We start from the raw sequence: 12,964 nt of genomic DNA on the forward strand, positions 1-12,964 counted from the left end.
GATAGGCCGAAACGGTAAAGGCGCAAGCGAGGAAAAGTAACGGCTGAAATTAGGTGGCGTTGCCCCCTAACCCTCTCCCTCAAGGGAGAGGGGATTACAACAGCGGAGCGACCACAAGCGCGGTGAACAGCAGCAGGCCCAGCGACAGCCAGCGGTAGTTTTTGTACCAGGGCACGTCTTTCAGTGCGGCGCTTTCGCGGTCCCACACGGCGCGGGTGAAAACGAGCGCGCTCACCAAAGCCTCCGGGGCCGGACGCAACAGGCTGCCCGCGATCAAAGCGGCGGCGCTGACGAGGAAGATGACAAAGGCTGCCACCAGAAAATGCAGCGGCAAGACACCGATGATCTCTACACTGACGAACAGGCCAAGGCTGAGCGTCGTGCCGACAATCAGCGCACAGGCCGCACCGAAGGCATTGGCGCGCGTCCAGAACAACCCCATCAGGAACAGCGTCGCCACCGGCGGCACGAAATAGGCCAGCATGGCCTGAAGATAGTTCCACAGCGTGTCCTGAATGGCCCCCAGCATGGGCAGCCACAGGATGGACAGTGCCATTACGCTGAGGATGGCCAGCCGCCCGGCCAGCAGCAGCCGCGCCTCAGATATCTTAGGCCAGTGGGTCTTTAGGAAATCCAGCGTCACCAGCGTCGCCGCCGCATTGTAGTTGGAGGCCAGAGACGACAGGATGGTGACCAGAAACACCCCGGCGACGAGGCCGACGACGCCCGTCGGCAACAGGCTGAAAGCCAGAGCGAAAAAGGTCTGATCCGGGGCTTCCAGCGCCGGGAACAGCAGCGGCGCGCACAGGCCCGGCACGACCAGCAGCCCCAGAGTCGTCAGCTTCAGCCCCCCGGCAAACAGGCTGCCCCAGCGGCCATGATCGAGCGATTTGGCGGCCAGAACCTTCTGCACCATGTACTGATTGGTGCACCAGAAATAGAAGCCGATCAGCGGCAGACCGGTGACCAGCCCTGTCCACGGCAGCACATCATCCGTGGCCGGACGAACCAGATGCAGCCGCAAGGCGTCGCTGTGGGCAACCACCCCCTGCCAGCCGCCAACGGCCTTCAGCGCCAGGACGCTGATGACCGCGCAGACTCCGATCAGGAAGACCGCCTGCACCGTGTCGGTGATCAGCACGGCGCGCAAGCCTCCGGCGACGAGGAACAGCCCGGCGCATAGCGACAGGAGCGCGCCCACCTCAAACAGGCTCAACGCCGGAAAGAGCAGACGGAACAACAGGCTGCCCGCAAATAGCAGCCCTGCCGTATCGACAAAGGTCATCAGGGCGATCGACAGGCCCGACACATAGGTACGCGCAAAACGGCCATAGCGTTTTTCAAGGAACTCCGGGACGGTGAAGACGCCCGACGACAGATAGGTCGGCAGCACCACAGCACAGAACAGGGTCAGGACCAGCACCGCCACCCAGTCGTAATTATAAACGCTGATCCCATGCGCGTAAGCCGAGCCGGGCACCCCGATCAGGGCCGAGGACGACAGGGTAGCGGCGTAAAGCGTGAACCCCACCACGGGCCAGCGCGCCTGACCCGCCGCCAGAAACTGCTGCTTCAGCGTGGTGATCTTCAGCCGCGACAAAAGCGCCAGCGCCACCAGCCCCAGCACATAGGCCGCCGCCACGCCGATATCTATGCTGTTGAGGTGAAACTGAGTCACGGCCCGCCCTTTTTGATGAAAGTTTAGTCCAGACTCAGAGAAACAGGTATCCACTTCCGCGCCTGACGCAAAAAAAGCGGCAGACGCCCTGAGGCCTCTGCCGAGTTGCGATCCAGCTTTGCGTCATCCAACAGGCGCAGGGGCATCGGATCGGGTCTAAAACAGGTTGTGGCAGGTGCCGAAAGGTTACGCTCTTTTGTTTAGCCCCTCGCCGGGTGCGGGCCCCGCCACCTTGGCCGCCGCCTCAACGGCGGCTTGAGTGGAATGAGCCCATCAGAAATCTCCACTCTAACCGGGGGTGCGGACCTGATAGCCCTGCGCCCTCAGATCGTTCACAAGCCGCTCATCCAGCAACATGGGCATGGGCAAAAGGAGAACGCTGCGGCGGGTGCCCTGCATGGCCGTATCGACCATGCGCAGAGTGTCCGCTGTCCATTGCGCGCGCAACTGCCCCCCCAGCGCCTCGTGACAATCGGCCTTCGGCTGAGCCCGCAGGATCGCTTTCAGGGCCTCGACGTCTCCGGAGGCCCAGGCATCGGTCTGTGCGGCGGTTGTGGCCACCATATATTCCGTCAGGTCGAGCATAACCGTCAGGCACCGGCGACCTTCGGCCTCGTCAATGGCGTTGGTCTGCTTGACCAGAGCGCGCGTCTCCATCCGCGAAATGCGCGCGACCTTCACCTTGTGACGCTTGGCGACCTGAGTGAGGTGCTGCGTGATGACCTGTGATGAAAACCCCTTTTTCGTGCTGACCGCGTCGAGAAAGCGGACGCCCGCCCACAGCGGCCGGTCCTTTTCAATGTCGCGCGTGTCGATCTCATACGTCCGGGCGAGTTGGGTCCAGCGGGCATATTCAGCCGGCGGCAGAACGTCACGCAGGGTCTGCTTGCCGGGCAAATCCTTGCCGCTCATCACCGCGTAAAGCGCCAGAAGACTGAACTTCGGGGCCGGCGGCAGATAGAGCCCTTCGGCATCCGAAAGTATCCGGTCTATACGGGCGCTGTCCCACGTTTTTGTGGTATCGATCCGTTCATCGCCGATCAGCCAGACGACCTTATCGCCCTTGATAACCTTCCACAGGGCGGGGCCGGGCAGGTTCTTGACGACGCTGACTTCGGTCAGGGACCAGTCATCTGCAGCAGGCGTCAGGCTGACGGTCGTCTGGGCGCAGGCCGACCCGGCCGCCGCCACAAGCGCGGCAGCGAAAACGATAGATTTGAGCATGGGCTCCCCCTCTTTTTTTCTTTCAGGCGCAAACAGCGCCGCTTAGGTTTTGTCGTCCCGCTGATAGGCGATCAGGTCACCCGGCTGGCAATCCAGCTCACGGCAGATGGCCTCAAGCGTCGAAAAGCGGATGGCCCGCGCCTTGCCCGTTTTCAGGATGGACAGATTGGGCAGGGCGATGTCCACGCGCTCAGCCAGTTCGGACAAGGTCATGCGACGCGCATACAGCAGATCATCAAGCTTACTGATAATGGGCATGGCTATACCGTGCCTTCCAGATCCTCACGCAGGTCGGTGCCGATATCGAAAATATGGGCCACCACAAAGCACAGCACGACCGGCAGTAGCCCTTTGGCCAGAGACGCTATCAGCGCTTCCGGCGCGCGTGAGGCATCGGCCAGAAAGACGAGGATCGGGTGCGCCACATAGCCCGCCGTCAGGAATATACCGATCCAGCGCAGGCGCGTACCATTTTCTGGCGTGAAGGGGGTGCCGGCCTGACCGGAACGCACCACCGCCAGCAGGTTCATGAACACCGGCACCGCCAGCGCGATCATAACAAGCGCGGCAACGGACACGTCGATCTGCGTCCCCTTTGGCCACGGTTCAGGCCCAAAAGCGACCAGCATCCCCAGACGGATCGCGCTGAGAACCGCGCCGATGGCGTAGATGACAAGCGCGGCCTTAAGCAGCCAGAGCGTGCCGGTGAACAGACGGCGGCGTTTTGCAGGCATGGGACCCTCCCGATAAATTTCATGATTATCGATAAATTACATAGCGAGGAATGTCAAATGATTTAATGATAAACGTTAAATTCCGAGATTGGCATGGGCTTGTGCCTGATGTTCAAAGGGACGCAGAGGGGAAGCAGCCCTGGCATGTGATTTTGCGTGTGGTAGGTACAGGCGATCGGCGGCCAAACGCGACAATATTCAGCTAACGGTTTTGGGAAAACCATTCCATAGTGGGCGCAGGGTGCCGTGAAGCGGCAGTTGCTTTTGTTCGGGGGGATAGATTGGATATTGATCTGATCGCATTATGCGCATTGACCCTTGTCATCCAGATGATTGGCACCCTTGCCTACGCCGTCAGGATTGCTGGCATCCGTACACGGCGAATTGCCGTATCCTTTGCGCTTTTCAATGTGCTGGTGCTGGTTTCACGAACGTCCAACTCCTTTCAGGGCCCCTATCTCGGCAAACGCATTGAAGTAGCGCTGAGCACGGGTATTTCGGATACGCTGCTCGGCGATTTTCGCTGGCTGATAACGGCGGCCCTGATCGGAACGGTGGCTGGCGTTCTGGCTATTCCGACATTTCAGCGGATTTTCAGCCGCGCGGTTCAGCATTTTCAGGTCCACCGTTCGGTGCCGAAACTCCTTATGCACGGCTTCGCAAAAGGCGGTCTGTCCTTCCTCCGGGACTCTGTAACCGTTCCGGCTCTTTCACACCTGACGAAGGGAGGCCGCCCCACCTCCCTGCCCCATTCTGCGCTGTTACTGAATATTCTGGCGCAAGCACTGTTTACGGTCGGCGTCTTTGCCTCCCTCTATGCGGGCGCGATCAGCCCGGACTACAGAGTCACAGCCAGCCAGCTTTCGTCGGTCGTGAATGGTTTAGCCACGATACTGCTTTTCGTCTTTATCGACCCGCAACTCTCCATCATGACAGATGACGTTATGGAAGGGCGGACCAGTGAGTCGGAGTTTCGAAAGGCTGTCGTTTGGCTGGCGGGGGCACGTTTGATAGGCACAGCGCTCGCGCAGGTTCTTCTGGTCCCTGCGGCCACCCTGATTGCTGTGATTGCGGTGCATTTATAACCCGCCGTTCAGAGTGTCAGGCTGGATATTGGCTTTGCCCTCGACCGAATCTACGGCGGGCATTTCAGGGTGAGGGTCACCGATAGGGCCGGACGATCGACAGAAGACATATACACGGGTTCGCCTGCGCAGCGGCTAAGACCAAGGCGTCAGTCGTAGAATCTATATCCTCCCCGCACTGAAGTGCAGGGAGGTATAAGATGCCTGCGATCTGAATACGTATTCACGTCGGGGGCGGGTTTCGTCAGGGGCGGCGGCGCTGTACCAATAGGGAAAGAGTGTAAAAACGCACCGCCGCAGAGGTCCGCTTCTGCCGCCAACGGTGCGTATTCAGGGAGTGACCTTATGTCCAAGCGCCTCATCGCATCGGTAAGCCTGTGCGCCCTTCTGGCCGCCGCTGCCGCCGCTGCCCAAGACAACGAAACGCCGAGCAATACCGCCCACACGCCCAATCAGGTCGTCTCAACCGACGCCACGGATGGCCCTGCTGAGGCCTCGCCCTGGGCGGCGGCGACCAAGCAGGGCATCGGCGCGTCCTATGAGGCCTATAGGAACCTGCAATATAGCGACAAAGCCTCCACCGGCACGGTGTCGAAGGTGTGGTTTTCGCTGGCCAACGGCGTGGTGTCGGAAACCATGTACGGCCTGATCCACGAAGCGCAGATCCGCGACCTGTCGCTGGTTCTTGTCGGCGACGGCTGGGTGGCGAGTGAAGCCGCCGATACGGTGTCGCACATCGACTATCTGCATAAGGACAAGGCCGGGCGTCCGCTGTCGCCTGCCTATCGCCTGACCAATACGGACAAGCAGGGCCGCTTCGTGGTCATCAAGGACGTCTTCACTGACCCGGACCGTCAGACCCTGATGCTGCGCGTCACGGTCAAGGCGCTGAAGGGCACGGTGACGCCCTATGTCGTGCTCGATCCGTCGGTCAACAATACCTCCGGCGACGATCAGGGCGATGCCTCGAAGACCGCCCTGCGCGCCTTTGACGGCCCGCACGCCTTGTCGCTGCGCGCTTCGGTGCCCTATGAGGCCGCCAGCATCGGCTTTACGGGCAAGGACGCGCTGGTTGGCCTTTTGAAAGACGGCAGGCTGGGCGCGCTGAACGCCAAAATCAGCGAAAAAGGCAATATCCGCGCCGTCGCCGCCTTCCGGCCGGTGAGCACCTCGGCCACCTTCGATCTGGCCCTCGGCTTCGGCAAGGACGTCGCCGCCGCCGATACCGAAGCCGCCGCGACGCTGAAGACCGGCTATGCCACCGTGCTGGCGCGCTATAACGGTCAGGGTAAGGCGGTCGGCTGGGAAGATTATCTGGCTTCCTTAGGCGAATTGCCGCGCCTGACGGCCCAATCGACCGATAATGGCAAGCTGCTCTATGCCTCAGCACTGATGCTCAAGGTGCAGGAAGACCGCACCTATGCCGGGGCGCTGATCGCCTCCCTGTCGAACCCGTGGGGCGAGACCGTCTTCGCCAAGCAGTCGGCGACGGGGTATAAGGCCGTGTGGCCGCGCGACTTCTATCAGGTGGCGATGGCGCTGGCGGCGCTGGGCGACAAACAAACGCCGCTGGCCGCCTATCATTATCTGCCGAAGGTGCAAGTCGGGCCGAACACGCCGGGCAATAAGGGCGACGGCGGCTGGTTCCTGCAAAAGGCGCACGTCGATGGCACGCCGGAATGGGTAGGTGTGCAACTCGATCAGACGGCCATGCCGATCATGCTGGGCTGGAACCTCAATCACCGCGGCCTGATGAGCGACGCTGATCTCAAGGCCTCGTGGACGTCGATGCTCAAACCCGCGGCGAAATTCCTCAAGGACGGCGGCACGACGCATATCGGCTGGAACACCGCCAAGATTACCCCGCCCTACACGCAGCAGGAGCGCTGGGAAGAACAGGAAGGCTATTCGCCCTCCACCACCGCCGCCATTGTCGCCGGCCTGATCGCCGCCTCTGACATCGCCGCGCGGTCGGGCGACGCCGACATGGCCGCGCAACTGAAGGCCCGCGCCGCGGACATTTCGGCGAAGATCGAAGCCCGCATGGTCACCACGACCGGTGCGATCAAGGGCGGTAAAGACACCTACTATATGCGCCTGTCGCGCTCGGACGACGCCAATACTCCGGGCGTGCAGGACGAACGCAATGGCCGCAAAGGCATGCGAGGCGACCTGATCCTCGACGGCGGCTTCCTGGAACTGGTGCGCTATGGCGTGCGCCGCGCCGATGACGCCAACATCGTCCGTTCACTGACTTTCCTTGATGACGAGACGCTGCCGGAGAACCTGCGCGTCAAATACACCTTCCGTTTCAAGGGCGTCGAAGGCGCCTTCCCCGGCTTCCGCCGCTACGGCAATGACGGCTATGGCGAAGACGAGACGACCGGTGCCAATTACGGTGTGCTGGGCGGCTCAACCCCCGGTCAGCGCGGGCGCGTGTGGCCCTTCTTCACCGGCGAACGCGGCCATTACGAACTGGCCCGCGCCGCTCTCAAAAGCGGCGGTGTGACGGATACGGACAAAACGCGCATCCGCGCCACCTATGTGCGCGGTATGGAGCTGTTTGCCAATGAAGGCCTGATGCTGCCGGAACAGGTGTGGGACGGCGTCGGCGTCAAGCCCGCAGGCTACGAAACGGGCGAAGGCACCAACTCGGCCACGCCTCTGGCCTGGACCCACGCGGAATATGTGAAGCTGCTGCGCTCTCTGGCCGATGGTCAGGTGTGGGACCGCAACCCGCTGACCGCAGAGACGTTCGCGAAGTAGAGGCGAACGAAAATTGAATCGCCATTCCTCCTCCCTACGCCCTCGGCGTGGGGAGGTGGCATTTTGAGCATTACAATGCTCTTAGATTCGCCTGAGTCATCCCCCTCCGTCACGCCTTCGGCGCGCCACCTCCCCATGCCTTTGGCATAGGGAGGAGAAAGGGGATTGTCGCGCATGGTGCAGCACCCTAATACCTCCGCATGGAAATCACCCTATATCAGGCCATCGGAGGTGCGGACGGCGTCTCAGCTCTGTGCCGCCGCTTCTATCATCTGATGGACACCCTGCCCGAAGCCGCGCGCTGCCGGGCCATCCATCCTGCCGACCTGTCGGGCAGCGAGGCAAAATTCTACGACTACCTGACCGGCTATCTGGGCGGGCCGCCGGTCTATGTCGAAAAGCACGGCCATCCGCGTCTGCGCTCGCGCCACTTCGGTGCAGAAATCGGCCCACTGGAGCGCGACGAATGGCTACTGTGTTTCAATCGCGCCCTGGACGAGATCATCGCAAATCCGCGCTTACGCGACCTGATCCGCGAACCCGTCGAGCGGCTGGCCTTCCACATGCAGAACAAGGCATAAAAAACCCCGGTCTCTCACCCCAACGGCCAAAGATGCTGAGCGCATCCGGCCGTTGAAAACTCGAGACTGTCTACTATGTGTCCGCGACATGAGACAGTCTCGAAAAGCATACCCAGAGTCATTTGCAATGACTCTGGGTATCCACCGGGGTTTTCGTATTCAGTCCGTTGCCAGCCCCTTATTTCAGGCTCAGCGGCAGCGGCACATTGCGGCCACCGCGGTTGACCAGCAGCAGGATCGAGGGCCGGTTGGCGGCCTTCATTTCGGTGACGATCTTGTCGAACTCGGCGCGGTTGGCCACAGGCAGGTTGTTGGCGCGCACGATGACGTCACCAGCCTTCAAGCCCTTCTTGGCCGCATCCGAGGTCGGCTCAATCGCCGTGACCACCAGACCGCTGACATCGGCTTCGATGCCATAGGTCTTGCGCGAGGTCGGGTCGAGCGGCTTGACGCTGAGGCCCAGCACCGGCGCGCCGGTTTCGGGCGTCGTAGCCCCGCCGCCATTCAGCACCTTGTTCAGTTCGTCTTCGCCGGGACGCAGGGCCGCGACAATGGTCAGCTTGACCATCTTGCCATTACGGAACACCTCGATCTCGACCTTTTCGCCGGGGCGCACATCGGCCACGTTGCGGGTCAGGTCGGTATTGAGCTTGACCGTCTTGCCATTGACCTTCTTGACGATGTCGCCGACCTGCACGCCTCCCTTGGCGGCCGGGCCGTCCTTGGTAACGTCGGCAATATAGGCACCGTCCTTGTCCGGCAGGCTCAGGCTTTCGACATATTCGTCGGTGACGGGCAGAATTTGCACGCCGATATAGCCGCGCTCGACCTTACCGCCCGCCATCAGCTTGCGCGCAATGGCCGAAGCCGTATCCGCCGGGATGGCAAAGCCGACGCCCGCATTGCCGCCCGACGGCGTGATGATGGCCGAGTTGACGCCGATGACGCGCCCGTTGAGGTCAAAGGTCGGGCCGCCGGAATTGCCGCGGTTGATGGCGGCGTCGATCTGCATGTAATCGACATAGCCCTGCGCGCCGTCCGGACGCCCAAAGGCCGAGACGATGCCCGCCGTCGCCGTACCCGACAGACCGAACGGGTTGCCGACCGCGATCACCCAGTCGCCGACGCGCGGACGCTGATCGGTTTCAAACTGCACAAAGGGGAAGTTCTTGCCTTCGACCTTGAGCACGGCCAGATCGGTGGCCGGGTCGCGTCCGATCACCTTGGCCGTCAGCTTCTGTTCGTTGGTCAGGACGACGGTGATTTCGTCGGCCCCTTCGATGACGTGGTTGTTGGTGACCACATAGCCGTCGGCGGTGATGAAGAAGCCCGAACCGGCGCCGCGCACTTCGCGTTCATTGCCTTCCCCTTCGCCGTCGTCCTGCGAAGGCGGCTCGAAGCCGGGGATGATCAGGCCGTTCGGCACCTTCACCTTGCCCTTGGTCTCGATCGAGACAACGGCGGGGGATACCCGCTCGATGATGTCGGCAAACGACATGGGCGCGCCCGCCGGCGGCTTCACCGGGGTCACGGCCGCCGTCTTGATCAGGGTCGAGCCGTCATAGCCGCCCAGACCGGACACCGCCGCACCGGCGACTGCTGCGCCGAGCATCAGGCCACCGGCCACGCCCGCCACCAGGCCCTTATTCTTCTTTACCGAGTTAAGCACGTTCCCCATGGGTCTTCGTCCTGATTATACGCTGTTACGGTCAACATAGGCATTTTAAGGCCGCAAGCCAGTGTTTTCATGCGGGCTTACCATCTTTTAATCCGTCTCAGAGCCGTACCGGCCCTGAGATTTTTGTTTGTCGCGCATGTGAATCCAAAAACCGTTTCACACTTTTTGGGATGCGCTTGAATGCAACCAAAGCGGTGCGGCAAAATCGTGGCTTAGATACAGTCTTATTTGTGACTGTCAGGGTCACGGTTCAAAAGCGCGTCCAGCCGTGCCTGTTCTTCGGCACTGAGACCGGGGGTATCTGGCTCAGCATCGTTAGCGCTTTTGCGGCGGCCCGTGGCGATAAAGATCACCCCGCCGACCAGCAACACCGCCACAGGCAGGCCCCAGAGCAGGCCGGTGGCCAGAGAAAAGCGCGGTCGGAACAGTACATAGTCGCCATAGCGGGCGCGCAATATGTCACGGATATCGCTGTCGCTTTTGCCCTCTGAGATATGAGCGCGGATGTCACGGCGCATATCGGCGGCAATATCGGCCCCGGAATCGGCAATCGACTCGTTCTGACAGACGACACAGCGCACTTCGCGGTAGAGCGTGCGGGCGCGGTCATCCTGCTGTTTGTCCGACAGGGTTTCACCGGGCAGGACGGCCCCGGCGACCTGAGAAAAGGCAAACAGGGTGATGAGGAGCGCCCGAAGATAACTTCCCGCTGGCGGGGTGCAGCGTGGGTGCCTCATCCCTTTTTCCCCCGATGGACCAGCCCCAGCCGCAGGCGGCGGTCACACAGCGACAACACCCCGCCTATGGCCATCAGCAGCGGCCCGAAGAAGATCAGCCGCGCCCACGGATTGTACAGGGCTCTTACCTGCCACCCCTCCGCCGACGGTTCGCCCAGCACAAAATAGAGATCGTTCAGCGGCTGAAAACACAGGGCCACCTCGGTCGTCACGGTCGCGGACGCCGGATAGAATCGCCGCTCCGGCAGGGCCTGACAGATGGGCTTGCCGCCACGGCGCACTTCGAGGACACCGCGTTCGGCCTCATAGTTCGGCCCGACCACGCTTTTGATGTCGCTCAGGCGCACCTCATAGGTCCCGACGCGCAACGCCCCACCGACGCGCAGATGATCGACGGCGCTGAGCTTGGTCTGGGTTTCAACCACCGCCCCCAGCACGAACAGGCCCAGCCCCACATGCGCCAGCACCATGCCGTGCGTCGCCAGCGGCAGGGCGCGAAAGCGGCGCAGGCTCTCGGAAAACGACACCTTGAGCAGGTGCGTGCGTTCCTGCAAGACCTGCCACGAGCCGAGGATGACCCAGCCGCCCAGCAGAAAGCCGACGCCCAGCGAGAGTATTTTTTTCGCCTCACCGCTGCCCATCAGCACCGCCCCCAGCACGGCCAGCAGCACAGAGATTCCCGCCGCCAGAGCCAGCCTCTGCCCTACGGCCTTGAGGTCGCCGCGCTTCCACGCCATCAGGCTGGCCAGGGGCAGGATCAGCATGGCCACCGACATGGCCGGCACGAAGCTCAGGTTATAATAGGGGGTGCCGACCGAAATCGTCCTGCCGGTCAGGGCCTCCATCAGCAGCGGATAGAGCGTCCCCAGACAGACGGTGGACAGGGCCACGAAGACCAGCAGGTTATTGAGTACAAGCGTCGATTCGCGGCTGACCGGCGCAAAAACGCCGCCGGAACTCAGCGCCGAGGCGCGGAACACATAGAGGGCGAACCCCGCGCCTGCGGTCACAAACAGAATGGCCAGCAGCAGGATGCCGCGCTGCGGATCGACGGCGAAGGCGTGGACGCTGGTCAGCACGCCGGAGCGCACCAGAAACGCCCCCAGCATCGAGAAGGTGAAGGCCAGAAGCGCCAGAAACACCGTCCACGATTTCAGCGCGTCGCGCTTTTCCAGCACAATGGCCGAATGCAGCAGGGCGGTCGCCGCCAGCCACGGCATGAAGGAGGCGTTTTCCACCGGGTCCCAGAACCACCAGCCGCCCCAGCCCAGCTCATAATAGGCCCAGAACGACCCCAAAGCGATGCCGAGCGTCAGAAACACCCAGGCCACCAGCGTCCACGGCCGCACCCAGCGCGCCCATTCGCGCCCGATACGCCCTTCGATCAGCGCCGCCACGGCAAAGGCAAATACCACCGAAAACCCGACATAGCCGAGGTAGAGCAGCGGCGGATGAAAGGCCAGAGCCGGGTCCTGAAGCATGGGGTTGAGCGACTGCCCCTCATAGGGGGCGGGGTCGAGGCGGGCCAGCGGATTGGACGAAAACAGCGTGAAGCCGCTGAACAGCGCCCCCAGAAGCCCCTGCACCCCCAGCACCTTGTGCCGCAGGCCGGACGGCAAGCCGCGCCCGAACAGCGTCACCAGCGCGCCATAGCTGAGCAGCACCATACACCACAACAGCATCGAGCCTTCGTGGCTGCCCCAGGCTCCGGAAATTTTGTACAGCAGCGGTTTCAGCGTGTGCGAATGTCTGGCGACGTTGGACACCGAAAAATCCGACGTCACAAAGGCGTGCAGCAGGGCCGCAAAGGCCAGAACCGATGCCATCGCCGCGGCTAGAGACAGGCCTTCGCTCCAGCGCGCCATGCCGCGTAAGGGTCGGCACGCCGAACCCGCCACGCTGAGCGCCTGCGCCAGCGACAGAAGGAAGGCCAGCCCCAGACAGAAGGTGCCCAGTTCCGCGATCATTCCGCCTCACCAAAGGGTTTGGAATCGGGTTTGGCCGCGCTTTCCGGCCGCCACTCGCCCTGCTCTTTGATCGCCTTGACGACCTCCTTGGGCATGTAGGTTTCGTCGTGCTTGGCCAGCACGGTCTTGGCCTCGAACACGTCGGCGCTGACACGCTGGCCTTCGCAGACCACGCCCTGCCCTTCACGGAACAGGTCGGGCAGATCGCCCTTGAAGCGCACGGTCATTTCGGCCTTCTGGTCGCGCACGACGAAGGTGACCTCACCGCCAGCCCCCTTGACGACGCTGCCCGCCTTGACGAGGCCGCCGAGGCGCATGGTGCGGTGCAGTTCGGCCCTGGCCTCATAGGCCTGCGCCGGGGTGTAGAAATAGACGACCTGATCCTTCATGGCGAACAGGGCCAGCGCCACACCGGCCATCAGGATCGGCGCGGCGATCAGAAAGATCATCAGACGCCGACGCGCCTTCATGGATTTGGGAAGCAGGGTCATGACGATCTCCCCCTCGCCCCGCC

Annotated in this window: 11 protein-coding genes; 3 read left to right on the top strand and 8 right to left on the bottom strand. The window is 62.3% G+C overall.

What is annotated here, in order from left to right; translation table 11 throughout:
• Positions 1-94: 94 nt before the first annotated feature.
• The 4 genes from ACK8OE_RS03645 to ACK8OE_RS03660 form a co-directional block, all read right to left on the bottom strand.
• Complete coding sequence (locus ACK8OE_RS03645; protein WP_410271405.1) at positions 95-1,678, bottom strand: sodium:solute symporter family transporter; 1,584 nt, start codon at positions 1,676-1,678, stop codon at positions 95-97.
• Positions 1,679-1,966: 288 nt separating this feature from the next.
• The gene (locus ACK8OE_RS03650) at positions 1,967-2,902 is read right to left on the bottom strand and encodes a TraB/GumN family protein (RefSeq protein ID WP_410271406.1); all 936 of its coding nucleotides are present in this window, start codon (positions 2,900-2,902) and stop codon (positions 1,967-1,969) included.
• 42 nt (positions 2,903-2,944) lie between these two features.
• Positions 2,945-3,160: a helix-turn-helix domain-containing protein gene (locus ACK8OE_RS03655; protein ID WP_126421380.1), complete on the bottom strand. Its 216-nt coding sequence runs from the start codon at positions 3,158-3,160 to the stop codon at positions 2,945-2,947.
• Positions 3,161-3,162: 2 nt separating this feature from the next.
• Complete coding sequence (locus tag ACK8OE_RS03660; protein WP_410271407.1) at positions 3,163-3,636, bottom strand: DUF2975 domain-containing protein; 474 nt, start codon at positions 3,634-3,636, stop codon at positions 3,163-3,165.
• A gap of 281 nt (positions 3,637-3,917) precedes the next feature.
• Between ACK8OE_RS03660 and ACK8OE_RS03665 the strand changes: the two genes are divergently transcribed.
• The 3 genes from ACK8OE_RS03665 to ACK8OE_RS03675 all read left to right on the top strand — a co-directional run bounded on the left by ACK8OE_RS03665 (position 3,918) and on the right by ACK8OE_RS03675 (position 8,068).
• Positions 3,918-4,721 carry a lipid II flippase Amj family protein gene (locus ACK8OE_RS03665; RefSeq protein WP_410271408.1) on the top strand — a complete coding sequence of 268 codons (804 nt, stop codon included), beginning with the start codon at positions 3,918-3,920 and terminating at the stop codon, positions 4,719-4,721.
• A gap of 345 nt (positions 4,722-5,066) precedes the next feature.
• Positions 5,067-7,487 carry a glucan 1,4-alpha-glucosidase gene (locus tag ACK8OE_RS03670; protein WP_410271409.1) on the top strand — a complete coding sequence of 807 codons (2,421 nt, stop codon included), beginning with the start codon at positions 5,067-5,069 and terminating at the stop codon, positions 7,485-7,487.
• 200 nt (positions 7,488-7,687) lie between these two features.
• Positions 7,688-8,068: a group II truncated hemoglobin gene (locus tag ACK8OE_RS03675; RefSeq protein WP_410271410.1), complete on the top strand. Its 381-nt coding sequence runs from the start codon at positions 7,688-7,690 to the stop codon at positions 8,066-8,068.
• 178 nt (positions 8,069-8,246) lie between these two features.
• Here ACK8OE_RS03675 and ACK8OE_RS03680 read toward each other — a convergent pair whose 3' ends face one another.
• The 4 genes from ACK8OE_RS03680 to ccmE all read right to left on the bottom strand — a co-directional run bounded on the left by ACK8OE_RS03680 (position 8,247) and on the right by ccmE (position 12,941).
• Complete coding sequence (locus ACK8OE_RS03680) at positions 8,247-9,746, bottom strand: Do family serine endopeptidase (protein WP_126421389.1); 1,500 nt, start codon at positions 9,744-9,746, stop codon at positions 8,247-8,249.
• Between the two features lie 224 nt (positions 9,747-9,970).
• Complete coding sequence (locus ACK8OE_RS03685) at positions 9,971-10,483, bottom strand: cytochrome c-type biogenesis protein (protein ID WP_410271411.1); 513 nt, start codon at positions 10,481-10,483, stop codon at positions 9,971-9,973.
• A complete protein-coding gene (locus ACK8OE_RS03690; RefSeq protein WP_410271412.1) occupies positions 10,480-12,450 on the bottom strand; it encodes a heme lyase CcmF/NrfE family subunit in 1,971 nt (656 codons plus the stop codon). Before ACK8OE_RS03690 ends, ACK8OE_RS03685 begins: the two co-directional genes overlap by 4 nt.
• Entirely contained in the window at positions 12,447-12,941 is a 495-nt protein-coding gene (gene ccmE, locus ACK8OE_RS03695; protein WP_410271413.1) for a cytochrome c maturation protein CcmE, read from the bottom strand. The genes ACK8OE_RS03690 and ccmE overlap by 4 nt, the downstream gene beginning before the upstream one ends.
• Positions 12,942-12,964 lie beyond the last annotated feature (23 nt).

It is taken from the genome of Asticcacaulis sp. W401b (genome assembly GCF_046503825.1).
In the GTDB taxonomy this organism is placed as follows: Bacteria; Pseudomonadota; Alphaproteobacteria; order Caulobacterales; family Caulobacteraceae; genus Asticcacaulis.

Coding starts and splice junctions, on each gene's coding strand:
- ACK8OE_RS03655 (WP_126421380.1), bottom strand. CDS start 3,160: ATGCCCATTATCAGTAAGCTTGATGATCTGCTGTATGCGCGTCGCATG.
- ACK8OE_RS03690 (WP_410271412.1), bottom strand. CDS start 12,450: ATGATCGCGGAACTGGGCACCTTCTGTCTGGGGCTGGCCTTCCTTCTG.
- ACK8OE_RS03680 (WP_126421389.1), bottom strand. CDS start 9,746: ATGGGGAACGTGCTTAACTCGGTAAAGAAGAATAAGGGCCTGGTGGCG.
- ACK8OE_RS03675 (WP_410271410.1), top strand. CDS start 7,688: ATGGAAATCACCCTATATCAGGCCATCGGAGGTGCGGACGGCGTCTCA.
- ACK8OE_RS03685 (WP_410271411.1), bottom strand. CDS start 10,483: ATGAGGCACCCACGCTGCACCCCGCCAGCGGGAAGTTATCTTCGGGCG.
- ACK8OE_RS03660 (WP_410271407.1), bottom strand. CDS start 3,636: ATGCCTGCAAAACGCCGCCGTCTGTTCACCGGCACGCTCTGGCTGCTT.
- ccmE (WP_410271413.1), bottom strand. CDS start 12,941: ATGACCCTGCTTCCCAAATCCATGAAGGCGCGTCGGCGTCTGATGATC.
- ACK8OE_RS03670 (WP_410271409.1), top strand. CDS start 5,067: ATGTCCAAGCGCCTCATCGCATCGGTAAGCCTGTGCGCCCTTCTGGCC.
- ACK8OE_RS03650 (WP_410271406.1), bottom strand. CDS start 2,902: ATGCTCAAATCTATCGTTTTCGCTGCCGCGCTTGTGGCGGCGGCCGGG.